The organism is Bradyrhizobium sp. IC4059 (assembly GCF_020193615.1).
GTDB classification, from domain to species: Bacteria; Pseudomonadota; Alphaproteobacteria; order Rhizobiales; family Xanthobacteraceae; genus Bradyrhizobium; species Bradyrhizobium yuanmingense.
Map to the genome: position 1 here is coordinate 882833 of NZ_JADYVH010000001.1, position 23096 is coordinate 905928.

Genomic DNA, 23096 nt, shown 5'->3' on the forward strand with positions numbered 1-23096 from the left:
GCGGCCTGGCCGCCTCCGTCCTTGGTCGAAGGAAAGGCAAGTCATTTCAGCGTCTTGATCCGAAGGTTTAGTTTCAGGATAGTCTTTTGGGATAGTCTTGGAGTCGGCCGTTGGCCGAGCAACCCCGGAGAGACCCTTGGTCTACCGCCACAGCATCGACGCCACGACCTACAGCTTCCCTGACCTGCGCGACCTGCTCGCCAAGGCGACACCCCCGCGCTCCGGCGACCGGCTGGCCGGCATTGCCGCTGCCAGCTCCGAGCAGATGATCGCCGCGCGGATGGCGCTCGCCGATGTGCCGCTCGGCCAGTTCCTGCAGGAAGCCGTCGTTCCCTACGAGGCCGACGAGGTCACCCGCCTCGTCATCGACAGCCATGACGCCAAGGCGTTCGCGCCGGTGGCATCGCTGACGGTCGGCGCCTTCCGCGACTGGCTGCTGTCGGACGCCGCAACGCCCGAGATCCTGCGCAAGCTGGCGCCCGGCATCACGCCGGAGATGGCGGCCGCGGTGTCGAAGCTGATGCGCAACCAGGATCTGATCCTGGCGGCGCGGAAATGCGAGGTCACCACCGCCTTTCGCAACACTATCGGCCTGAGGGGGCGGATGAGCACACGCCTGCAGCCGAACCATCCCTTCGACGATGCAAGGGGCATCACCGCCTCGATCCTCGACGGCATCCTGCTGGGGGCGGGCGATGCCTGCATCGGCATCAATCCCGCCAGCGATGACCCCGCCGTCATCGCGCAATTGCTGCGGCTGCTCGACGAGATCATCGCGCGGCTGCAGATCCCGACGCAAGGCTGCGTCCTGACCCATGTCACGACGACGCTGTCGCTGATCGGGCAGGGCGTGCCGGTCGACCTCGTCTTCCAGTCGGTCGCGGGCACCGAGGCCGCCAACCGCAGCTTCGGCATCGACCTCGCACTGTTGAAGGAGGCGCAAGAGGCCGGGCTGTCGCAGTCGCGCGGCACGGTCGGGCGGAACCTGATGTATTTCGAGACCGGCCAGGGCTCGGCGCTGTCAGCGGGCGCCCATCACGGCGTCGACCAGCAGACCTGCGAGGCGCGCGCCTATGCGGTCGCCCGCGCCTTCGCTCCGCTGCTGGTCAACAGCGTGGTCGGCTTCATCGGCCCGGAATATCTCTATGACGGCAAGGAAATCATCCGCGCCGGGCTGGAGGATCATTTCTGTGGCAAGCTGCTCGGCCTGCCGCTCGGGGTCGACATCTGCTACACCAACCACGCCGAGGCAGATCAGGACGACATGGACAATCTCCTGACGCTGCTCGCCGCCGCCGGCGTCACCTTCATCATGGGTGTTCCCGGTGCCGACGACGTCATGCTGAACTACCAGTCGACGTCTTTTCACGACGCGCTCTATGTCAGGGACGTCTTCGCGCTGCGCCGCGCGCCGGAATTCGACGACTGGCTGGCGCGCTCGGGCATTGCAGGTGCCGATTTCCGGATTGCTGGCGATGCAGGCCTGCTGCCCGATTTTGCCGCGCGGCTGATCGCATGAGGCGGAAGGTCAACTCGGTTGGGAAACCATCGGCGCCTCTCGGAATTATGCTTACGCCACAATATTGAGAAATTCCGGCGACAGCATTACGCTATGTGTCGGGCTGGCAATTTCCGCACCATCGGTTGAGTGTGGCGGGGGAGCTTTGATGCGAGCTGAAAGTAACGGAACGTCCCGGCGGATTCTCTGCGTGTTTCCGCGCTACACCTCGTCCTTCGGCACGTTCGAGCATTCCTATCCCCTGACCGATGGCGTCCGCGCCTTCATGCCGCCGCAGGGCCTGCTGCTGATCTCCGCCTACCTTCCGAAGGAATGGCAGGTCAAATTCGTCGACGAGAACCTGCGCCGCACGACGAGGGAGGAGTTCGAATGGGCGGAAGCGGTCTTCGTCAGCGGCATGCACATCCAGCGCCAGCAGATGAACGACATCTGCCGCCGCGCCCATGAGTTCGATCTGCCGGTCGCGCTCGGCGGGCCTTCCGTCAGCGCCTGTCCCGACTATTACCCGTCCTTCGATTATCTGCATGTCGGCGAGCTCGGCGATGCCACCAACCAGCTGATCGAGATCCTGTCGCGCGACACCTCGCGGCCCGAACAGCAGGTCGTGCTCACGACCAAGGACCGCGTGCCGATGACGGAGTTTCCGATCCCGGCCTACGAGCTCGCCGACGTGAAGAAGTACTTCCTCGGCAGCATCCAATATTCCAGCGGCTGTCCCTACCAGTGCGAGTTCTGCGACATCCCCGGCCTTTACGGCCGCAATCCGCGCATCAAGACGCCGCAGCAGATCATCGCCGAGCTCGACCGCCTGCGCGAATGCGGCATGACCGACACGGTCTATTTCGTCGACGACAATTTCATCGGCAACCGCAAGGCGACGCTCGAACTGCTGCCGCACCTGATCGAGTGGCAGAAGCGGACCGGCTACGTGGTGCGGCTCGCCTGCGAGGCCACGCTCAACATCGCCAAACGCCCCGAGATCCTCGAGAAGATGCGCGAGGCCTATTTCATCACCATCTTCTGCGGCATCGAGACGCCGGATCCCGACGCGTTGAAGGCGATGCAGAAGGACCACAACATGATGGTCCCGATCCTGGAGGGCGTGCGCACCATTAACTCCTATGGCATGGAGGTGGTCTCGGGCATCATCATGGGGCTCGACACCGACAAGCCGAACACCTCGGAGGCGCTGCTCGCCTTCGTCGAGGAGTCCCGGATTCCGCTGCTCACCATCAATCTGCTGCAGGCGCTGCCGAAGACGCCGCTATGGGACCGGCTTGAGCGCGAGGGGCGGCTGGTCGAGGACGATGGCCGCGATTCCAACGTCGACTTCCTGCTGCCCTATGACGAGGTCGTCGCGTCCTGGAAGCACGCCATGGCAGTCGCTTACGCGCCCGACAAGGTCTACGCGCGCTATCAGCACCAATGCGACCACGTCTATGTGAACCGGCTCAAGGTACCGGTGCCGGACGAGATGAAGACCTGGCGCAGCATCCGGCGCGGCCTCGTCATACTGCGCAACATCTTCTGGAAGGTCGGCGTGCTCGGCGACTATAGGCGCGTGTTCTGGAAGTTCGCGCTGGGCCGCATCAAGCGCGGCGACATCGAAGGCCTGATCGGCTGCACGCTGGTCGCGCACCATCTCATCACCTTTGCGCGCGCGGCCTCCAGCGGCAAGCAGAACGCCTCGAACTATTCGATCCGGCTGCGCGAGGCCGCCGTGCCCGCCGAATGATGCCACATGTCTGACCCGGCCCTGCCGCGCCGTCCGACCCTCGATTTGCGCTCGTTTACGCCTGCGCGCGTCGCGCTGGGGCGCAGCGGCGCGAGCCTGCCGACGAGAGCGTTGCTCGATTTCACGCTGGACCATGCCCGCGCGCGCGATGCTGTGCATGCGGCCTTCGACACGCCGCGTCTCATCGCCGATCTCGACGCACTCGGTGTTGCGGTGACCGAGGTCAGGAGCCGGGCGGTCGATCGCGGCGACTATCTGCGGCGGCCGGATCTGGGACGACAGCTCGACCCCGGCTCGGCTCAGCGTCTGGCACGAAGCATCTCGGCGCCGTGCCAGCTCGCGGTCGTGATCGGAGACGGCCTGTCCGCGGCGGCGGTCCATAGCCATGCGGCGATCGTGGCAAGGCGCCTGTTGCATTCGCTTGCACAGGGGGATGCTGTCGCGGTTCGCCATGTCGTCGTCGCCTCGGGCGCGCGCGTCGCGCTCGGCGACGAGATCGGCGCCATTCTCGGTGCGCGCATGGTCGCGATGCTGATCGGCGAGCGGCCCGGCCTGTCCGCGCCCGACAGCCTCGGCGCCTATTTGACCTTTGCGCCGAGGCCCGGCCGCACCGATGCCGAGCGCAATTGCGTCTCCAACATCCACCACGCCGGGTTGAGCCACGAGGAGGCGGCGTTCAAGATCGCCTGGCTGGTCCGCGAGGGGCTGGCCCGGGAGATCACCGGCGTGGCGCTGAAGGACGAGAGTGCGGACCGCGCGCCGCGCCAGATTGGCACATCCTCGCCGGGATGACGGTCATTCCAGGCTCGGATCGCCACTTTTCTGATCGATTCGGCCGCGCCGGGCCTGCTTGCGAAAAGACCTGTCGACCTGCTAAACCCCTGCCGGCGATTTTCCGCGCATTTTCAAAGGGCAAGCCTCCCATTGGTATGGCGTTTTCAAGCCGTTCGCGGCGCGCGATAAGCTCACAGGCCGAGCCGATTTAGGAACTGGATAAGGCATGCTCGAAAAGCACAGCGAGAGTGAGGTTCATGTCGACAAGGTCGAGCAGGGATCTACGTCCTCCATCGCCTTCGGGCTGGAGCGTCTCGGGCTGATCGCCGTTCGGGCCCCGATCGTCTCCTGCATCGTCCTGCTCGCGCTGATCGTCGGCGCGGTGTTCGGCATCTACCGGATCAAGATCGACGATTCGCTGTCGCAGCTGTTCCGCTCCGACACCCGCGAGTTCCGCCAGTACGAAGAGGTCACCAAGAAATTCCCGGCGGAGGAGTTCGACGTCCTCGTCGTGGTCGAGGGCAAGACCCTCCTGGAACGCAGCAACCTCGAGAAGCTGCGCGACTTCGTCACCGACCTGCAGCTGGTCGAAGGCACGCGCGGGCTGGTCTCGCTGTTCTCGGCGCGCCAGGCGCCGGCCCCCGGCAAGCTGCCGGCGGCCCTGTTCCCGCCCGAGCTACCGGAGGGCGCGGCCTATGACAAGTTCATCGAGACCGTCAAGAACAACGAGATCATCCGCGGCAAGCTGCTGTCGGAGGACGGCACATTGGCGCTGGTCGTGCTGTCGCTCGATCCGGAGGTGGTCGCTTCCAACAAGTTGACCAAGACCGTCGCCGACATCCGTGCGCTGATGAAGGAGACGCTCGGGGACACCGGCCTCAACGTGCAGCTCTCCGGCGTCCCGGTGATGCAGCTCGAGATCCGCAACGCGGTTGAGCGCGACGGGCTGACCTACAACATCCTCGGCATCCTCGCCGGCTGCATCATCGCCATCATCTTCTTCCGCAAGATCTCGTTCATGATCGCGGCGGCATTCCCGCCGATGATCGCTATCCTGCTGGCGCTAGGCGCGCTCGGCTGGGCCAATTTCAACCTCAACATGTTCCTGAACGTGATGACGCCGCTCATCATGGTGATCAGCTTCTCCGACTCGATGCAGCTGACCTTCGCCGCGCGCGACAGGCTGATCGCGGGCCAGGACAAGTTCACCGCGTTCAAGAACGCGGTGCTGGTGGTGGGCCCGGCCTGCGTGCTGACGCATGGCACCGCCGGCATCTCCTTCATCGCGCTGCAATTCTCCGATTCCGACCTGATCCGCAAGTTCGGCGAGGCGGGCCTTGCCGCCACCATCATCGCGCTGGTCGCGGTGCTGTCGCTGGTGCCTGTCTTCGGCGTGCTGTTCGTGCGCAACGAGAAGATCTTTGCAGTCAAGTTCCAGGGCGCTGATGCCGGCGTACAGGCGCTGCGCAATTTCTGCTACTGGATTGCGGTGCGCATGGTCGGCCGGCCCGGCCTGTTCAGCCTGCTGGCGGTGCTGTTCGTCGGCGGCCTCGGCGTCATCTATGCCAATCTGGAGCCGCGCTACCGGCTCGCCGACCAGGTGCCGGACAAGCGCCAGGCGGTTGCCGCCAGCGACCGGTTAGACGCCAAGCTGACCGGCGCCAATCCCGTCAACGTGCTGATCGTGTTCCCGAAGGGTGAATCGCTTTATTCGCCGCAGACGCTCCAGACGATCGCCGAGGTGCACGCGACAGTCGAGAAGTCCGCAGGGGTCGGTAACGTGTGGTCGCTGGAGACGCTGCGCCGCTGGCTGGCGGAGAAGGCCGGCAGTGCCGACGTCGCGACGCTGAAGGAATATGTCAGCGTCATCCCCGAGCACCTGGTGCGCCGCTTCATCGACGCCGAGCAGGACGCTGTCGTGGTAGCCGGCCGCGTGCCGGACAAGGATTCCAGCCAGCTCCTGCCGATCGTCGACAAGCTCGATTCGGAGCTCGACGCCGTTCGCAAGAAGCATCCGGGCTATGAGATCGCCGTGACGGGTCTCGCCGCCATCGCCGCGCGTAACTCGGCCAACATGATCGAGAAGCTGAACCACGGCCTCACGATCGAATTCGCGCTGGTCGCGATCTTCATCGGCCTCGCCTTCCGCTCCTGGGTGGTGACACTCGCCTGCATCCTGCCGGGCATCTTCCCGGTGGTGATGTCGGGCACGGTGCTGTGGGCCATGGGCGAGGGACTGCAATTCGCCAGCGTCGTCGCGCTGACCGTCTCGTTCGGACTTGGCCTCTCCGCCACCATCCACTTCCTCAACCGCCTGCGGCTGGAGAACAAGCCGGGTGTCGGCTCGGCGCTCGCGGTGGAGCGGGCCACCGTGCTGGTGGGACCTGCGCTGATCCTGACCACGGTGGTGCTCGCCTGCGGCCTTGTCGTCACCGTGTTCTCCGACCTGCCATCGCTGCGTCTGTTCGGCTGGCTCAGCGCCTTCTCGATGGTGATGGCATTGGTCGCTGATCTCTTCATCCTCCGGCCGACGGCGATGTGGCTAATCAATCTGCACGCCAAGCTGCATGGCGCGGACAAGCAGGCGATCTGAGGGGCCGGCGCCGGACCGCCCTCACGCGCCGATACGAACGATTCCGTAAGGATTGAACTTGAAGTCGCCCTCGGCGTAGTCCTGCTCCCGCGACAGCGCGAGCTTGCGGTCGCGCAGCGTTGCCTCGATGCCGCGCTCGGCCATTGCGTCCGCGATTTCGTCCATCAGATTCGCTGCGTTACGGTCGCTGCCGCGCGATCGCGCGACATAGATTTCCGGCAGTCCGACGAGGTGGAAGCCGACGCTTTCGTTGTAGGTGTCGCCGGCAAGCGGACGCTTGGCGAAGGCGAGGCGACAGGATCGGCCCATCGCTGGCGTGACGGTAAGGCCCTGGTTCGTGTTTGCGGCGGCCTTGCACTCGCGGGCCAGTTGCCGCCATCGCGTGAGTCCGTGGGCAACGCCCGCGCTTTCTCCTTTCACGGCCGTGGCGCCGGCCTCGATCATCTCCTCGACAATTCGCAAGGCGGCAGCTGAATAGGCGACCGTCTTGTGCTGCTCCATCGGCGGGCTCAGCACGTAGAGGACCGCTTTGTGATTGAGTACGGCCATTTCGTCCGCCTCGGACCACGCTTTCGGAAAGACGCGGTCCCAGCACACACCGAAAGAGCGCTCCATGTGCGGATCGGGTTTGGCTTGCGAATAGGTGCGGTCGATCTCGAAGCCGAAATCGGCGATCGTCTTCGCCACCGCCTTGGGCGGATGCAGCAGGCTTTCATTCTTGCCGAGGAAGCAGAGTACGTGACGCGGCTTCACGGACGAAGGCTGCATGTTCGCTCCCTGCTGATCGCTGGCGAAGGCGCGGCTGGCCACGAAGAGCCCGGCGGCCTTCAGCAGATGTCTGCGGATCGGGTCCATCTCAGCAAATCCAGCCGGTCAGTTCGTGTCAGCAAAAAGCCCCCGGCTCGCGAGAACCGGGGGCATGTTCCTCATTGCGTGCGAAAGGCCTTCAGCCCTTCGTCATCGTGATGTTGACGCCACGGATCTCGCCCTTGGACGAGATCTGCACCGTCTGCTTGGTGCCGTTGGTGCGCAGCGACAGGTTGGCGGCAAAGCCGTTGGCCTCGACGAAGACCTCGATCTGGCCGCCGCCGGCGGTGCCCTGGAGATTGCCGAAGATGTTGCGGCTGGACTCGCTCCAGTTGCCGGAGATGCGGTCGCCCTGGCTCGTCACGTCGCTGGTGAGGTTGAACTTGTAGCTGTCGGAGGCGCAGCTCAGCGCCTGCTTCAAGTTGAGGCCGCTGCCGGCGACCTTATAGTCCGCTTTGCAGCGAATGCGCTCGGTGGAGCCGTCGGACAGCGACACCGTGCCGGTTCCGGTCCACGCGCCGTCGAAGCCGGCAAACGGTCCGGACGACTGTGCGTGGCTTGCCGATGCCGAGAAGAGCAGCGCCACCCCGATGCCGGCCGCCCTGATTGCCAGTCCAGATCGCCAAAAGAATGTCATCTCGAATATCCCGCTTTGGAACGACGTTCGCTTCGATCGAGAACGTCTCGCCACATCGAAAGTTTAGTGCTCCGAGCAAGTCGCAGGTTCAAAGCCCGGCGGCCAGAGACGGCGGTTCACGCGGCCGCGCCGTGCTTCCAGGGGCCGCGATTTGCCGCGCTTCGTCATGTTTCCGGCAGCCGAGGACGGGCGAAGAGATGCAGCGCGGCAACAGGTCTGCATTAAAACGCAATGCTCCCGAATTATGATGTAGTATCAATCCCTTACATCTGTCAATGAAGGCGCGGGGAAGACCTGATTCGGCGGGGGCGGCGCCAATTTGGCCGCATTTGCCAGTGCTTGTGCCTTCCCTGAGGCCGCTACAAGCGGCGACTTGCCATCAGAACCAATCCGTTCCGGCCATCCGCCCTGCGCAGTCCGGGATCGGTGCGATTCTGCCGTCAGAATGAAGGAATACAATGCGCAATCTTCTCGTCGCTCTCACCCTGCTGTCGGCCTCCCTTTCGACGGCAGCGTTCGCCCAACAAGGGCGTGGCACGGACGCCGAGCAGAAGGCCTGCACCCGCGATGTGCAGAAGTTCTGCCGCCCGGTCATCGACCAGGGCGATTTCACCATCCTGGCCTGCCTCAAGGAGAACCGGGCCAAGATCTCGCAGGCCTGCGACCAGGTGCTGAAGAACCACAATCAATAAACTCGGCCATTGGCCTAGAAAGGCGGCCCTCGGCCGCTTTTCCGGGCCCAATTCGAAGGGGCAGCCATCGACGGACAGGATTGGTTTTGCGGCCGTATTCCCCTATATGGGGGCCGCGGCGGCGTCGCCGGCGTGAGCCCGCCCGAGCGAAAAAGCCCTTCCTGTCCAAACGATTGTAAACCAGCCCTCGATGACCTCTGCGAGCGAATTGCGATCCGGCAAGGGTGACCGCGACGAGAATTTTCCCGTCGCGTCCTGGATCATTCATCCGCGTCATCGCGCCCTGATCCTGGCCTATTACAATTTCGTCCGCACCGCGGACGACATCGCCGATCACGCCACGCTCCCCCCCGACCAGAAGCTCGCTTATCTCGATCTGCTCGAGGCGGAACTGCTCGGCAAGGGTGACACCCAGCCTGAGGCCGTCAGCTTGCGCCGCGCGCTGGCCGAGCGCGGCATGGCGCCACGTCATGCGCTCGACGTGCTGATCGCCTTCCGCATGGACGTGACCAAGCTGCGCTATGAGACCTGGGACGAGGTCATCCATTATTGCCGCTACTCGGCGATGCCGGTCGGCCGCTTCATGCTCGACGTTCACGGCGAGAGCACCTCGACATGGGCCGCCTCGGACGCGCTCTGCGCGGGCCTTCAGATCAACAATCACCTGCAGGATTGCGGCAAGGATTATCGCGAGCTCAACCGCGTCTATCTGCCGCGCGATGCGCTGGCAGCGCACGGCGCCTCCGTCGAGCAACTCGGTCTCGCGCAGTCGCCGCCGGCGATGCTGGCCTGCCTGCAGTCGCTCGCCGCACGCAACGAGGTGCTGCTCGGAGAGGGCAGGTCGCTCGCAGCCGAGATCCGGGATTTCCGTCTCGGCGTCGACGTCTCCGTCATCCAGGCCTATGCCGACCGCATCGTGCGCTTGCTCAAGGTACGCGATCCCTTGCGGGAGCGCGTGCATCTGAACAAATTCGAGCTGCTCGCCTTCAGCCTCGCCGGGATCATCGGCGAAGTTGGCCGCCGTGCGATCCGTCGCAAGGCCATTTCCAGACCGGGGACTGCCCATGACGCTTGAGGCGACCACGCCCGGCGCCAATTACGGCTCGACCGCATCCGGCAGCTCGTTCTATGCCGCGATGCGCATCCTGCCGCGTGATCAGCGCGAAGCGATGTTTCAGATCTACAGCTTCTGCCGCCAGGTCGACGACATCGCCGATTCCGACGGCCCGCGCGACGAGCGGCTCGCCGCACTTCAGGAATGGCGCAACGATATTGACGCGCTCTATCAGGGCCATCCGCCGCCGCGGCTGAAGGACTACGTCGCCTCGGTGAAGACCTTCGGGCTCAAGCGCGAGGATTTCCTCGCCATCGTCGACGGCATGGAGATGGACGTGCCGCAGGACATCCGTGCGCCCGACATGGCGACGCTGGATCTGTATTGCGACCGCGTCGCCAGCGCCGTGGGGCGGCTGTCGGTGCGCGTGTTCGGCATGCCCGAGGAAGACGGCATCCTGCTCGCGCACCACCTCGGCCGCGCGCTGCAGCTCACCAACATCCTGCGCGACATCGACGAGGACGCCGGCCTTGGCCGGCTCTATCTGCCGCGCGAGGCGCTGCTGCATGCCGGCATCACCTCTGATGATCCGAACCGCGTGATCGCCGAGCGCGCGCTGCCGAAGGTCTGCATGCCGCTGGCGCAGCGCGCCAAGGTGCACTTCGAGAAGTCGGACGAGATCATGAACCGCAACAGGCGCCGCGCCGTGCGCGCGCCGCGGATCATGTCGAAATACTACCATTCCATTCTGGACCTCCTGATCGCGCGCGGCTTCACCGCGCCGCGCGAGCCGGTCCGTGTGTCGAAGATCACGCGCATCCTGATCCTGCTCCGTTACGCTTTCATCTGATGCAAAACACAGCTCACATCATCGGCGCTGGAATTTCCGGCCTCTCCGCCGCCGTGCGGCTCGCCAATGCCGGCTTCAAGGTCGCCGTGCACGAGGCGACGCACCAGGCCGGCGGCCGCTGCCGGTCCTATTTCGACGGCGCCACCAATCTCACCATCGACAACGGCAATCATCTGCTGCTGTCGGGCAACAGCCATGCGCGCGCCTATGCGCGCGCGATCGGCACCGAGGCGGGCCTGGTCGGCCCCGAGCGGGCGCAATTTCCGTTCGTCGATGTCAAGACCGGGCAGCGCTGGCAGATCGATCTCGGCGATGGCCGGTGGCCGACCTGGGTGCTCGACGAAAGCCGCCGCGTGCCCGACACCGGCCTTTCCGATTATCTCAAGCTGGCGCCACTGATCTGGGCGTCGGAGGAGACGCTGGTCGGCAAGTCGATTCCGACCGAGGGCATCCTCTATCAGCGCCTGGTGCAGCCGCTGCTGCTGGCAGCTCTCAACGTCGATCCGCCCGAGGGCTCGGCCGGGCTCGCCGGCGCGATCGTGCGGGAGACGCTGCTTGCGGGCGGGCAGGCCTGTCGTCCGCTGATCGCGCGCGACGGTCTCAGCGCGGTTCTGATCGAACCCGCCGTGAAGTTTCTGCAGGAGCGTGGTCACAGCGTTCAGCTCGGCCACGAGCTGCGCTCGTTCGTCAGCACGGACGGCAAGGTGACCGCGCTGAATTTCGGCGGCGAGGATTTGATCCAGCTCGGTGCGGGCGATGTCGTCGTGATGGCGGTGCCGCCGCGCGCGGCCGCTAGCCTGCTCCCGGGGCTGAAGACGCCGACCGAATTCCGCGCCATTGTGAACGCGCATTTCCGCTTTGAGCCGCCGCCGGGCTCGGCGCCCATCCTCGGCGTGATCGGCGGCGTGGTGGAATGGCTGTTCGCGTTCCCGAACCGGCTCTCGGTGACCATCAGCAATGGCGACCGCCTGGTCGATATGCCGCGCGAGGAACTGGCGCAGACGATCTGGAACGAGGTCTGCCAGGCGGGAGGTGTATCCGGTGAGCTGCCTCCTTGGCAGATCGTGCGCGAGCGCCGCGCCACATTTGCGGCGACGCCGGCCCAGAACGCCCTGCGTCCCGGGCCGGTCACTGCGCTGAAAAACCTGTTCCTCGCCGGCGACTGGACTGCTACGGGATTGCCAGCAACCATCGAGGGATCGGTCCGGTCGGGTGACCGCGCCGCCGATCTGGTTCTGGCCGCCAAAGGATCCTGAAAGGCGGCCCGACGGGCAATTCTCCCGGTCAACTTTCAATCGACTATCGGAGCAATCGAGCGACATGGATTCCGTGACCGCGACCAGCCGCGAAGCTTTGGAATCGAGCATTGCGTCGGCCACCCAGGGCCTCCTCGGCTTCCAGCAAGCCGACGGCCATTGGGTGTTCGAGCTCGAGGCCGACTGCACGATTCCGGCCGAATACGTTCTGCTGCGCCATTATCTCGCCGAGCCCGTCGACACCGTGCTCGAGGCCAAGATCGGCAACTATCTGCGCCGCATCCAGGGCGCCCATGGCGGCTGGCCGCTGGTGCATGACGGCGAGTTCGACATGAGCGCCAGCGTGAAGGCGTACTTCGCGCTGAAGATGATCGGCGACTCCATCGACGCGCCGCATATGGTGCGGGCGCGCGAGGCAGTCCATGCCCGCGGCGGCGCGATCAACAGCAACGTCTTCACCCGCTTCCTGCTCGCAACCTTCGGCGTCGTGACCTGGCGCGCGGTGCCGGTGCTGCCGATCGAGATCGTATTGCTGCCGTTCTGGTCGCCGTTCCACCTCAACAAGATCTCCTACTGGGCGCGCACCACGATGGTGCCGCTGATGGTGATCGCCGCGCTGAAGCCGCGCGCGAGGAATCCGAAGGGCGTCGGCATCGACGAATTATTCCTGCAGGATCCGCGCTCGATCGGCATGACCGCCAAGGCGCCGCACCAGAGCATCGCCTGGTTTCTGTTGTTTCGTTCGCTCGATGCGATCCTGCGCGTGATCGAGCCGCTGTTTCCGAAGAGTCTGCGCAAGCGCGCGATCGACGCCGCGCTCGCCTTCACCGAGGAACGGCTCAACGGCGAGGACGGCATGGGCGCGATCTACCCGCCCATGGCCAACATCGTCATGATGTACGACGCCCTCGGCAAGGACGAGAACTTCCCGCCACGCGCGATCACGCGCCGGGGCATCGACAAGTTGCTCGTCATCAAGGACGACGAAGCTTATTGCCAGCCCTGCGTCTCTCCGGTGTGGGACACGACGCTCACCGCCCATGCGCTGCTGGAGGCCGGCGGTGACAAGGCGGTGCCTGCGGCGAAGCAGGGCCTCGACTGGCTGATCCCGAGGCAGGAGCTCGAGGTCAAGGGCGACTGGGCGGTGAAGCGGCCCGACGTGCGCCCGGGCGGCTGGGCCTTCCAATACAACAATGCCCATTACCCCGATCTCGACGACACCGCCGTCGTGGTGATGTCGATGGACCGCATGCGCCGGGAGCACGGTGCGGCCGGCTATGACGACGCGATCGCCCGCGGCCGGGAGTGGATCGAGGGCATGCAGAGCGACGACGGTGGCTGGGCCGCCTTCGACGTCAACAACCTCGAATATTACCTCAACAACATCCCGTTCTCGGACCATGGCGCGCTGCTCGATCCGCCGACTGAGGACGTCACGGCGCGATGCATCTCGATGCTGGCCCAGCTCGGTGAGACCGCCAAGACCAGCAAGCAGGTGGCCGCCGGGGTCGCCTATCTGCGGAAGACCCAGCACCCGGAGGGGTCCTGGTACGGCCGCTGGGGTATGAACTTCATCTATGGAACCTGGTCGGTGCTGTGCGCCCTCAACATGGCCGGCGTCGACCACAAGGACCCCATGATCCGCAAGGCGGCGGCCTGGCTGACCTCGATCCAGAACGACGACGGCGGCTGGGGCGAGGACGCCGTCAGCTACCGCCTCGACTACAAGGGCTGGGAGGCCGCTCCCTCGACCGCCTCGCAAACGGCATGGGCCTTGCTTGCCCTGATGGCGGCAGGCGAGGTTGATCACCCGGCCGTTGCCCGCGGGGTGGAGTACCTGATTGCAACACAAGACAAAAAAGGACTGTGGGACGAGCAGCGGTACACCGCCACAGGCTTCCCCCGCGTGTTCTATCTACGTTATCATGGTTACCCAAAGTTCTTTCCGCTGTGGGCGTTGGCGCGGTATCGGAACTTGCGGAACACCAACAGCAGGGTGGTAGGGGTCGGAATGTGACTTTGGGGACGGGGGACTATGTTACCGCGGGTCAGGCCATCGACCCGCGGCCGATACTGATCGTGACCGGATTGGTTCAGGAGGCCCGCATCGCGGCCGGGCCCGGAATGGCGGTCATCTGTTCATCCAGCAGCCCGACCCAGTTGCGGGCGCTTCTGACGGTGGTGGATCCTGAGACGATTCGCGGCGTGATCTCGTTCGGCGTGGCCGGCGGGCTCGACCCAAGCTTGCGCTCCGGCGACGTCGTGCTGGCGACCGAGGTGCTCTCCGGCGACACACGCTGGGCCGCTGGCCTGTCGCTCGGCGACGACCTGATCGAGCGCCTGACCTCCGGTCGCCGCCGCGTGGTGCGCGGCAGCCTCGCCGGTGCCGAGGAAGTGGTCACGAAGCGCGCCTGCAAAGCGGCCCTGCACTCCGAGACCGGGGCCGCCGCGGTCGACATGGAAAGCCACATCGCCGCGGCATACGCCGCCGAGGCCGGGCTGCCCTTCGCCGCCGTCCGCGTCATCAGCGACCCCGCCCACCGCGCGCTGCCGGCGCTCGCCCGCGCGGCGATCAAGCCGAACGGCCAGATCGACCTCGGAGCCGTGCTGCGCGGCATCGTGCGCAATCCGGCAACGCTGCATGCCCTGGTCTCGACCGGCATCGACTTCAACCGCGCCCTGCGGTCGTTGCGCGGCTGCCGCGATTATCTGATCGGGACGGAGTTCGTCGAGAGCGAGGCCTTGGTGTCGAAGGCGGCGTGAGCGGGGGCTTCGATCTGAGAATAAAGAAAGGGCCCGGTCGCCATTGGCGTCCGGGCCTTTTTGTTTCGACGTTCGTAGCCCGGACGGAGCGAAGCGTAATCCGGGGCCTTGGAGAGACCATCCCGGATTTCGCTTGCGCTCCATCCGGGCTACGGGCTCTGCGCTTTACGCCGCCGTCGAAGCCTTTTGCGCGGCCTTTGCCTGTGCGGCAGCGGCTTCGTCCTTGCGGATCTCCGACAGCTTCTTCTGGACCTGCTCGGAGAAGATGTACTGCGCCGGGCGCTGCTTGGAGAGGTCGATCTCCGGCGCCATCGGGCCGCTCGTCCGCACGCCGCGCAGCGCCACCCACATCGCCTTCAGCGGGTTGTTGAGCGCTGCGGTCGCGGCCGTGGGCTCGTAGCCGCAATGGGCCATGCAGTCGGCACACTTCTCGTACTTGCCGGTGCCGTAGGAATCCCAGTCTGTGGTCTCCATCAGCTCCTTGAAGGTTTTCGCGTAGCCTTCACCGAGCAGGTAGCAGGGCTTCTGCCAACCGAAGATGTTGCGCGCGGGCATGCCCCACGGGGTGCATTCGTATTCCTGGTTGCCGGCGAGGAAGTCCAGGAACAGTCCGGAATGCATGAAATTCCACTTCTTGCCCTTGCCCATCGCAAAGACGTCGCGGAATAGCTTCTTGGTCTTGGTGCGGTTGAGGAAGTGCTCCTGGTCCGGCGCGCGCTCATAGGCGTAGCCCGGGGACATCGAGACGCCGACGCCGAGCTCGGTGGTGAGGTCGAGGAATTTGGCGATCTCCTCGGCCGGGTGGCCGTCGAAGATGGTGGCGTTGACGTTGACGGTGAAGCCGCGCGCCTTGGCCGCCTTGATCGCCGACACCGCGCGGTCGAACACGCCCTTCTGCGACACGGCCTTGTCGTGGTGGTCGCGCAGGCCGTCGAGATGCACCGAGAAGAACAGATAGGGCGAGGGCTCGAACAGATCGAGCTTCTTCTCCAGCAGCAGCGCGTTGGTGCAGAGCGAGACGAACTTCTTGCGCGCGACGAGGCCGCGCACGATCTCGCCGATCTCCTTGTGGATCAGCGGCTCGCCGCCGGGAATGGCGACCATCGGCGCGCCGCACTCGTCGGCGGCGTCCCAGCACTCCTGCGCCGTCATGCGGCGGTTGAGGATCGCATCGGGATAATCGATCTTGCCGCAGCCGACGCAGGCGAGGTTGCAGCGGAACAGCGGCTCCAGCATCAGCACGAGCGGATAGCGCTTGCGGCCAAGCAGTTTCTGCTTGAGCAAATAGCCGCCGATACGCATTTCCTTGAAGAACGGGATAGCCATTACAGGTTTCTTTCTGGGCTTTTCAATTCGGGTGGGTCAGCTCGCGGCCAGTTGGGCCGGAAGCCGGAATTCGATGTTTTCCTCGCGGCCCGGCAACACCGAGACCTTTACCGGTCCGATCCGCCGCATCGCTTCGATCACGTCATCCACGAGTACCTCGGGCGCCGAAGCGCCGGCCGTGACGCCGACGGTCCTGGCATCCTTCAACCACTCCGGATTGAGCTCGCTGCCGTCGGCAATCAAATAACTCGCGACGCCGGCCTCAGTGCCGATTTCGCGGAGCCGGTTCGAGTTCGAGCTGTTGGCAGCGCCCACCACCAAGATCACGTCGACCAGCTTGCTCAAGTCCCTTACCGCAGATTGGCGGTTCTGTGTCGCATAGCAGATATCCCGGATATCCGGACCTTGAATGTCTGTAAAGCGGGCCTGAAGGGCCGCGATGATGTCCTTGGTGTCGTCGACCGACAGGGTGGTCTGGGTGATGTAGGCCACTGGCGTATCCGCCGGCAGGGTCAGCGCCTTAACCTCTTCAACGCTCTGGACAAGGTGCACCGGCCCCGGGACCTGGCCCATCGTGCCCTCGACCTCGGGATGGCCGGCGTGGCCGATCAGGATCAGGGTGCGGCCCTTGCCGATGTAGCGCTTCCCCTGATTGTGAACTTTCGTGACCAGCGGGCAGGTGGCATTGAGCACCGGAAGGTCGCGCGCGACGGCCTCTTCCTCGACGCTGCGGGCGACGCCATGCGCGCTGAACACCGTCACCGCCTTCGGCGGTACCTCGGAGAGTTCCTCGACGAAGATGGCTCCTTTGGCCTTCAGGCTCTCGACGACGTATTTGTTGTGCACGATCTCATGGCGCACGTAGACGGGCGGGCCGTGCTTCTCCAGCGCCCGCTCCACGATCTCGATTGCTCGCACCACCCCCGCGCAGAAGCCGCGCGGTTGCGCCAGATAAACTTCCATTGGACGCCCATCACGCAAGTTGCACCAATCCGCTCTTTGCAGTCCCCAAGCGGCACTCCGATACTGACCAATGAGTTGCAATATCCGCACCATTGGTTCGCGCCTGCGGTAGCCACCCACCCCTGTGGACGGCTCCGGCGCATGGAGGCGCAATACTTTGTGTCAAAAAATCGGCGGTAGGGGAAGGTGGAACCGCTGAGGGAGGCGTCTGTGAGGTATTTTAGTAGGGATGCGGTGTGCCTGCGTGCGCGACATTCCTGCATAGTCCTTCGTCACGTTCCCGCCTCAACTCCCTGCCTATACCGGCCGCCCCGCATGATTTTGCCACGGTCTCCCGCCGTTTACCTCGAACCTTCTGGCGGCGAGAACCACCCAAAACAGCAATAGGTTTCGGCCGGGAACTCCGATAAACAGCGGGCGTTTCCGGCAAGCTGTTAACCGCAGAAAGAAAAGAAGTGCTGCAAAGCGTCGTCGTTGCCATCGTCAGGGCCTGCACCCGGTTTGCCTCCCTCGTCGTCGTTCTCGGGCTCCTGCTGTCGGTGGGGGCGGGCTATTACGCTGCGCGCCACTTTGCCATCAACACCGATATCAACTCGCTGATTGCCCAGAATCTGGACTGGCGGCAGCGTGACCAGCAATTCGACAAGGCGTTCGATCAGAACGAAATGATCCTCGCTGTGGTCGAGGCCAGGACGCCGGAAATGGCGAGCGCCGCGGCAGACGCGCTCTATGCCAGGCTGAAGGACGACAGGACCAACTTCCACTCGATGCAGCAGCTCGGCAGCGGCGCGTTCTTCGAGCGGAACGGCCTGTTGTTCCTGCCGACCGAGGAGGTCGGCAAGATCACCGGCCAGTTCGAAGCCGCCGCGCCGCTGATCGAGATCATGGCCGGCGATCCCTCGATCCGCGGCCTGACCGGGGCGCTGGAGACCGGCCTTGCTGGCGTCAAGCGGGGCCAGGTCAAGCTCGACAGCACCGAGCGGCCCTTCAACCTGATCGCGCAGACAGTCGAGACCGTGCTCAACAAGGGCAACGCCAGCTTCTCCTGGCGCGAACTCGTCAGCGACGAGCCGCTCAAGGATTCCGACAAGCGCACCTTTATCGAGTTCAAGCCGATTCTCGACTACAACGCGCTGGAGCCCGGCAAGGATGCGACCGACGCGATCCGGAAAGCGGCGGCGGATCTAGATTTTGCTGGCAAATACCAAGCGCGGGTGCGGCTGACCGGTCCGGTGCCGATCGCCAACGAGGAATACGCGACCGTTCAGGAGGGCGCGGTCGTCAACGCCGTCGGCACGATTCTCGTCGTGCTGGTCATCCTATGGCTCGCGCTGCATTCGTCGAAGATCATCTTCGCGGTGTTCGTCAATCTGTTCGTCGGTCTGGCGATCACGACAGCGGCCGGCCTGATGATGGTCGGATCGTTCAACCTGCTGTCGATCGCGTTCGCGGTGCTGTTCGTCGGCTTAGGGGTCGACTTCGGCATCCAGTACAGCGTCCGCTACCGCTCGGAGCGCTACAAGCACGATGATCTCGCGGGCGCGCTGGTGCTGGCAGCCAAGCGCTCCGCGGTGCCGCTGTCGCTGGCGGCGATGGCGACGGCCGCGGGCTTCCTTTGCTTCATGCCGACCGACTACAAGGGCATCGCAGAGCTCGGCCAGATCGCCGGCGTCGGCATGCTGGTGGCGTTCATCTCGTCGATCACCGTGCTGCCGGCGCTGCTCAAGCTTTTGAACCCGCCCGGCGAGCCGGAGCCTGTCGGGTACGCCTTCCTGGCGCCGCTCGATCACTTCCTGGAAAAGCATCGGGTGCTGATCGTCGGCGGCACGCTGCTGCTCGCGCTCGGCGGCCTGCCGCTGCTCTACTTCATGAAGTTCGACTTCAACCCGATGAACCTGCGCAATCCGCACGCCGAGTCGATCGCCACCTTCCTCGATCTGCGCAAGGACCCCAATACTGGTGCCAATGCCATCAACGTGATGACCACGTCCGAGGAGCAGGCAAGGCAGGTCGAGGCGAAGCTGGAGAAGGTGCCCGAGGTGCTGAGGGTGATGTCGCTCGACAGCTTCGTGCCGCAGGACCAGCCGCCGAAGCTGAAGCTCATCGCGCAGGGCGCCAAGGTGCTGAATCCGGCGCTCAACCCCGATCAGATCGACGCGGCGCCGACGGACCAGGAGAATGTCGAATCGCTGAAATCGTCGGTCGACAATCTGCGCCGGACCGCGGGCGACGCGAAGGGCCCGGGCGCTGTTGCCTCGCGCCGTCTTGCCGACGCGCTCGAGAAGCTCGCCAACGGCGACGAGGCCACGCGCAACAAGGCGCAGGACGTGTTCGTCGCGCCATTGAAGATCGTGTTCGACCAGCTCAGGAACGCGATGCAGGCAGGTCCCGTCACCCTGAGCTCGCTGCCGCCCGATCTCGTCAGCGCCTGGAAGAGCAAGGACGGCATCATCCGCGTCGAGGCGCTGCCCAAGGGCGATCCCAACGACAACGATACGCTGCGCAAATTCGCGGCGGCGGTTCTCCAGGCCGAGCCGACTGCGATCGGCGGTCCGGTCTCGATCCTGAAATCCGGTGACACCGTTGTGAAGGCGTTCATCCACGCCGGCATCTATGCGCTGCTGGTGATCGGGCTGCTGCTGTGGATCACGCTGCGCCGCTTCGTCGACGTGCTGATGACGCTGGTGCCGCTGCTGGTTGCCGGCGCGGTGACGCTCGAGATCTGCGTGTTGATCGGCCTGCCGCTCAACTTCGCCAACATCGTCGCGCTTCCGCTGCTGCTCGGCGTCGGCGTCGCCTTCAAGATCTATTATGTCGTGGCCTGGCGCTCGGGCAGGACGAACCTGCTCCAGACCAGCCTGACGCGCGCGATCTTTTTCAGCGCGCTGACGACCGCGACCGCGTTCGGCAGCCTGTGGCTGTCGAGCCATCCCGGCACGTCCAGCATGGGCAAGCTGCTGGCACTGTCGCTGGTGACGACGCTCGCCGCCGTGCTGCTGTTCCAGCCGGCCCTAATGGGCAAACCCCGCAATCTCAGCGAGTAGGCAGATGTCGCCGACCGGGTCGGCGGCGCCCTTCTGACCGGGCTTGGCTGCGCCGGCGGCCTTGGGAGCTGCGGGCGCAGGCGTGGTGGTGCCGCTCCCGGCTTGGGCTGCTTGGGCCCCTTGCCCCGCTTGCCCCCCTTGGGGCTTCGGCGCAGTGCCGCTGGATTTCGCTGCGCCCTTGGCCATTGCGTTGGCAGGGCTCGAAGGGATCGGCGGGCCGACCCGGGTCCAGGTTTCGCCGCCGCAGAGGAAGCCCATGACGCAGCCCTTGATCTCGAGCTGGTCGGGACCGGCCGGCGTGATGGTCGCGCTGTAGAGCTGGCCGTCCTTGGCGTTGTAGACCTGTCCTTCCCACTGATCGACGCCGGGCTTCTTCTTCATGTCGATCAGGGTTGCCATGCCGAGTGTCGGCCTGTTCTTTTTCGAGGCGTCGGGATTGTTTTCGTCGCGTCCGCCGGGCTGTTTTTCCCAGGAAACCGCGCCCCACATGCTGCCATAGCATTGGGCGACGCGAATGTTGGCAACGCCGTCGGCGACCCGCCAGTCGCCGGTCGGATCCGCGGCGAGCGCGGGCGTCAGGCCGGCGTAACCGCCAGCCAGTATTAGTCCGGTGTAAAGGGCCAAACGCATGTGTGTTCCTTGGCAGTGCAACATGGTCTAAAGCTGTGCTTGCGAAGATGGTCCGAAAAAGGGCAAAAGGCCGCACAGACCGTTTTCAGTAACGGTCCGTTTTCAGTTGACGAGACGGCCCTCAACCGAAGTATGTAGCGGATGCACAGCCCAAATCCAGACATGTCTCAGCTATTCGCGGACCGTCAGGCCCAGCGCAGCACCCTGCATAACCGGTATCTGAACGAGCAGTTCGTCCGGGTTCTCAAGACCATCGGCTACGATGTCGGCTTTCAGAAGGGGCATGGGCAGTATCTCTACGACCGTGAGGGCGCGCGCTATCTCGACCTGTTGTCCGGCTTCGGCGTGTTTGCGATCGGGCGCAATCATCCGGTCATGCGCGAGGCGCTCAAGAGCGTGCTCGAGGCCGACCTGCCCAACCTCGTCCAATTCGACGTCTCGACGCTCGCAGGTGTGCTGGCCGAGCGCCTCCTGAAATACGTTCCCTATCTCGACAAGGCGTTCTTCGCCAATTCCGGCGCCGAATGCGTCGAGGCCGCGATCAAGTTCGCGCGCGGCGCGACGGGGCGTCCCGGCATCGTCTATTGCGCGCACGGCTATCACGGACTGACCTACGGCGCGCTGTCGCTGACCGGCGATGCCAATTTCCGCACCGGCTTCGAGCCGCTGCTGCCGGGCTGCACCGCGATCCCGTTCAACGACCTGGCGGCGCTGGAAAAGGCGCTGGCCTCGCGCGAGGTCGCAGCCTTCGTGGTCGAGCCGATCCAGGGCAAGGGCGTCAACATGCCCACTGACGAGTTCCTGCCCGGCGCGGCCGCGCTCTGCAAGAAATACGGCACGCTGTTCGTCGCCGACGAGATCCAGACCGGCATGGGCCGCACCGGCCGCTTCCTCGCGGTCGAGCACTGGAACGTCGAGCCCGACATGGTGCTGCTGTCGAAGTCGCTGTCGGGCGGCCACGTGCCGGTCGGCGCCGTGCTGACGCGCAAGAGCATCTTCGACAAGATCTTCAACCAGATGGACCGCGCGGTGGTGCACGGCTCCACCTTCTCCAAGAACGACCTCGCGATGGCCGCGGGCATAGCCACGCTCGACGTCATGGAATCGGAGAAGCTGATCGATGCGGCCGCCAAGCGCGGCGCCGAGCTGCGCCTCGCGCTGACGCGCATGGTGCCAGGCTACGAGCTGCTCAAGGAAGTCCGCGGCAAGGGCTTGATGATCGGTATCGAATTCGGCCCCCCGAAGTCGCTGCGCCTGCGGGCCTCCTGGAACGTGCTGGAGACCGCCAACAAGGGCTTGTTCTGCCAGCTCATCACCGTGCCGCTGTTCAAGGATCACAAGATCCTCACGCAAGTCGCCGGCCACGGCAGCCACACCATCAAGCTCTTGCCGCCGCTCACGATCACCGAGGAAGACTGCGCCTGGATCGAGCGCGCCTTCGACGACGTCATCGCCGGCAGCCACAAGGTCCCCGGTGCGATCTGGTCGCTCGGCAAGACGCTGGTGGACAACGCGGTGCGCAGGTCGGCTTAGAGACGTTCGCTCAGGCCGCCTCGGTCCGCGGCCGAACCTTATTTGGCAAACTCGCGCACGGCTTCCACCACGTGCTCCGGCACTTCCTGCGCGACGCAGTGGCCGGCATTCTCGAAAACCCGTGTGGTCACGCCCGGGATCAGCGACACAGCGCGTCGCGCCATCTCCTTGTAGATTGGACCCGACTTCGCCGCTGTCGTGACGCGCACCGGACAGTCGAGCTTGGTGAGCGAGGCAAACGGATTGCCGCGGGCATCCCCAATGTAGACCTGCTCCATCGCCTCGTAGATGGGGAGCAAGATCGCGGCTTCGATTTCGGGCGTGCAGCAGAGCCGGATACGGCCGTCATCCAGGGGCGCGAAGCCGTGGCGCACATACGTCCGTAGCGAGGTTTCGGTCCAATCCGCAAACGCCGGTGCTGCGCGGTAACGTTCGAACACTGCGTCGGGACTGTCGAACTCGGCGCGTCGGCGTAGCGTGCCCTGCACGCGGGCGAGCGATTCTTCGCTCAATCCTCCGGAGCGCGCCGCGCGCGGGTCCATGACGGTCGGCTCCATCACGAACAGGCGTGCGAAGCGACCGGGCAGGAGTTTCGCCGCGAGAAGGAGATCGGTCGCACCCGCGCTGTGGCCGATCCCGTAGATGTCGCGGAGATCGAGCGTATCGACCATCCGGCAGATGTCGTCGGCGTAATCAAGGAAGTGATAGGCGCCGGGTTTGTGGCTTGCGCCATGACCGCGTCGGTCGAGGGCATAGACGGTGTAGGTCGATGCGAGCTCGCGCGCGACCTCGTGCCAGACGTCGGCGACGAAGCCGGTGCCGTGTACGAGCAGGGCAGGCGGCTTGCCGCTGTCGCCCCATTGCAGCATGGCGATCTCTGCGTCGGCGGGACCGATTGAGAAACGGTGCGGATCGATCAT

18 protein-coding genes are annotated in these 23096 nt (G+C 64.9%); 12 read left to right on the forward strand and 6 right to left on the reverse strand.

Annotated elements, in window-relative coordinates:
• Positions 1-136: 136 nt before the first annotated feature.
• From I6F12_RS04100 to I6F12_RS04115, 4 genes are all read left to right on the forward strand, one after another.
• Positions 137-1519 (forward strand): ethanolamine ammonia-lyase subunit EutB, encoded by a 1383-nt coding sequence (locus I6F12_RS04100; RefSeq protein WP_225133428.1) that lies wholly within the window; start codon positions 137-139, stop codon positions 1517-1519.
• 148 nt (positions 1520-1667) lie between these two features.
• A complete protein-coding gene (locus I6F12_RS04105) occupies positions 1668-3254 on the forward strand; it encodes a B12-binding domain-containing radical SAM protein (RefSeq protein WP_225155561.1) in 1587 nt (528 codons plus the stop codon).
• 6 nt (positions 3255-3260) lie between these two features.
• Positions 3261-4046, forward strand: coding sequence for an ethanolamine ammonia-lyase subunit EutC (eutC, locus tag I6F12_RS04110; protein ID WP_225152741.1), 786 nt, complete (start codon positions 3261-3263; stop codon positions 4044-4046).
• A gap of 208 nt (positions 4047-4254) precedes the next feature.
• Entirely contained in the window at positions 4255-6621 is a 2367-nt protein-coding gene (locus I6F12_RS04115) for an MMPL family transporter (RefSeq protein WP_225113511.1), read from the forward strand.
• Between the two features lie 21 nt (positions 6622-6642).
• On the opposite strand, the gene I6F12_RS04120 is transcribed toward I6F12_RS04115, so the two are convergent.
• Together I6F12_RS04120 and I6F12_RS04125 are read right to left on the reverse strand one after the other, a co-directional pair.
• Positions 6643-7476 carry a hypothetical protein gene (locus tag I6F12_RS04120; protein ID WP_036006100.1) on the reverse strand — a complete coding sequence of 278 codons (834 nt, stop codon included), beginning with the start codon at positions 7474-7476 and terminating at the stop codon, positions 6643-6645.
• A 91-nt stretch (positions 7477-7567) separates the two neighbouring features.
• Positions 7568-8065: a hypothetical protein gene (locus tag I6F12_RS04125; protein ID WP_036006098.1), complete on the reverse strand. Its 498-nt coding sequence runs from the start codon at positions 8063-8065 to the stop codon at positions 7568-7570.
• Between the two features lie 458 nt (positions 8066-8523).
• Here I6F12_RS04125 and I6F12_RS04130 point away from each other — a divergent pair, with 458 nt between their 5' ends.
• From I6F12_RS04130 to I6F12_RS04155, 6 genes are all read left to right on the forward strand, one after another.
• A complete protein-coding gene (locus I6F12_RS04130; RefSeq protein WP_025035011.1) occupies positions 8524-8757 on the forward strand; it encodes a hypothetical protein in 234 nt (77 codons plus the stop codon).
• A gap of 190 nt (positions 8758-8947) precedes the next feature.
• Positions 8948-9832 carry a squalene synthase HpnC gene (gene hpnC, locus I6F12_RS04135; RefSeq protein ID WP_109144429.1) on the forward strand — a complete coding sequence of 295 codons (885 nt, stop codon included), beginning with the start codon at positions 8948-8950 and terminating at the stop codon, positions 9830-9832.
• Positions 9822-10661 carry a presqualene diphosphate synthase HpnD gene (gene hpnD / locus I6F12_RS04140; protein ID WP_057027142.1) on the forward strand — a complete coding sequence of 280 codons (840 nt, stop codon included), beginning with the start codon at positions 9822-9824 and terminating at the stop codon, positions 10659-10661. The genes hpnC and hpnD overlap by 11 nt, the downstream gene beginning before the upstream one ends.
• The gene (gene hpnE, locus I6F12_RS04145) at positions 10661-11917 is read left to right on the forward strand and encodes a hydroxysqualene dehydroxylase HpnE (protein WP_109144428.1); all 1257 of its coding nucleotides are present in this window, start codon (positions 10661-10663) and stop codon (positions 11915-11917) included. The genes hpnD and hpnE overlap by 1 nt, the downstream gene beginning before the upstream one ends.
• Positions 11918-11981: 64 nt before the next feature.
• Positions 11982-13934 carry a squalene--hopene cyclase gene (gene shc, locus I6F12_RS04150; RefSeq protein ID WP_225155562.1) on the forward strand — a complete coding sequence of 651 codons (1953 nt, stop codon included), beginning with the start codon at positions 11982-11984 and terminating at the stop codon, positions 13932-13934.
• Positions 13931-14680 (forward strand): phosphorylase, encoded by a 750-nt coding sequence (locus tag I6F12_RS04155; protein WP_057027145.1) that lies wholly within the window; start codon positions 13931-13933, stop codon positions 14678-14680. Before shc ends, I6F12_RS04155 begins: the two co-directional genes overlap by 4 nt.
• A gap of 165 nt (positions 14681-14845) precedes the next feature.
• Here the strand turns inward: I6F12_RS04155 and hpnH are convergent, their stop codons facing one another.
• Positions 14846-16006, reverse strand: a complete 1161-nt coding sequence (gene hpnH, locus I6F12_RS04160; RefSeq protein ID WP_036006086.1) for an adenosyl-hopene transferase HpnH — start codon at positions 16004-16006, stop codon at positions 14846-14848.
• Between the two features lie 36 nt (positions 16007-16042).
• Positions 16043-16969, reverse strand: a complete 927-nt coding sequence (ispH, locus tag I6F12_RS04165; protein ID WP_225155563.1) for a 4-hydroxy-3-methylbut-2-enyl diphosphate reductase — start codon at positions 16967-16969, stop codon at positions 16043-16045.
• Between the two features lie 455 nt (positions 16970-17424).
• Between ispH and I6F12_RS04170 the strand changes: the two genes are divergently transcribed.
• A complete protein-coding gene (locus tag I6F12_RS04170; RefSeq protein WP_109144425.1) occupies positions 17425-20013 on the forward strand; it encodes an MMPL family transporter in 2589 nt (862 codons plus the stop codon).
• On the opposite strand, the gene I6F12_RS04175 is transcribed toward I6F12_RS04170, so the two are convergent.
• Entirely contained in the window at positions 19981-20643 is a 663-nt protein-coding gene (locus I6F12_RS04175; RefSeq protein ID WP_036006080.1) for a DUF2147 domain-containing protein, read from the reverse strand. The two genes, I6F12_RS04170 and I6F12_RS04175, sit on opposite strands and share 33 nt — an antisense overlap.
• Positions 20644-20784: 141 nt before the next feature.
• Between I6F12_RS04175 and hpnO the strand changes: the two genes are divergently transcribed.
• A complete protein-coding gene (hpnO, locus tag I6F12_RS04180) occupies positions 20785-22176 on the forward strand; it encodes an aminobacteriohopanetriol synthase HpnO (protein WP_225155564.1) in 1392 nt (463 codons plus the stop codon).
• A 38-nt stretch (positions 22177-22214) separates the two neighbouring features.
• Here the strand turns inward: hpnO and I6F12_RS04185 are convergent, their stop codons facing one another.
• Positions 22215-23096 carry an alpha/beta hydrolase gene (locus I6F12_RS04185; protein ID WP_225155745.1) on the reverse strand — a complete coding sequence of 294 codons (882 nt, stop codon included), beginning with the start codon at positions 23094-23096 and terminating at the stop codon, positions 22215-22217.

Coding starts and splice junctions, on each gene's coding strand:
- I6F12_RS04105 (WP_225155561.1), top strand. CDS start 1,668: ATGCGAGCTGAAAGTAACGGAACGTCCCGGCGGATTCTCTGCGTGTTT.
- eutC (WP_225152741.1), top strand. CDS start 3,261: ATGTCTGACCCGGCCCTGCCGCGCCGTCCGACCCTCGATTTGCGCTCG.
- I6F12_RS04115 (WP_225113511.1), top strand. CDS start 4,255: ATGCTCGAAAAGCACAGCGAGAGTGAGGTTCATGTCGACAAGGTCGAG.
- I6F12_RS04120 (WP_036006100.1), bottom strand. CDS start 7,476: ATGGACCCGATCCGCAGACATCTGCTGAAGGCCGCCGGGCTCTTCGTG.
- I6F12_RS04125 (WP_036006098.1), bottom strand. CDS start 8,065: ATGACATTCTTTTGGCGATCTGGACTGGCAATCAGGGCGGCCGGCATC.
- I6F12_RS04130 (WP_025035011.1), top strand. CDS start 8,524: ATGCGCAATCTTCTCGTCGCTCTCACCCTGCTGTCGGCCTCCCTTTCG.
- hpnC (WP_109144429.1), top strand. CDS start 8,948: ATGACCTCTGCGAGCGAATTGCGATCCGGCAAGGGTGACCGCGACGAG.
- hpnD (WP_057027142.1), top strand. CDS start 9,822: ATGACGCTTGAGGCGACCACGCCCGGCGCCAATTACGGCTCGACCGCA.
- hpnE (WP_109144428.1), top strand. CDS start 10,661: ATGCAAAACACAGCTCACATCATCGGCGCTGGAATTTCCGGCCTCTCC.
- shc (WP_225155562.1), top strand. CDS start 11,982: ATGGATTCCGTGACCGCGACCAGCCGCGAAGCTTTGGAATCGAGCATT.
- hpnH (WP_036006086.1), bottom strand. CDS start 16,006: ATGGCTATCCCGTTCTTCAAGGAAATGCGTATCGGCGGCTATTTGCTC.
- ispH (WP_225155563.1), bottom strand. CDS start 16,969: ATGGAAGTTTATCTGGCGCAACCGCGCGGCTTCTGCGCGGGGGTGGTG.
- I6F12_RS04175 (WP_036006080.1), bottom strand. CDS start 20,643: ATGCGTTTGGCCCTTTACACCGGACTAATACTGGCTGGCGGTTACGCC.
- hpnO (WP_225155564.1), top strand. CDS start 20,785: ATGCACAGCCCAAATCCAGACATGTCTCAGCTATTCGCGGACCGTCAG.
- I6F12_RS04185 (WP_225155745.1), bottom strand. CDS start 23,096: ATGATCGATCCGCACCGTTTCTCAATCGGTCCCGCCGACGCAGAGATC.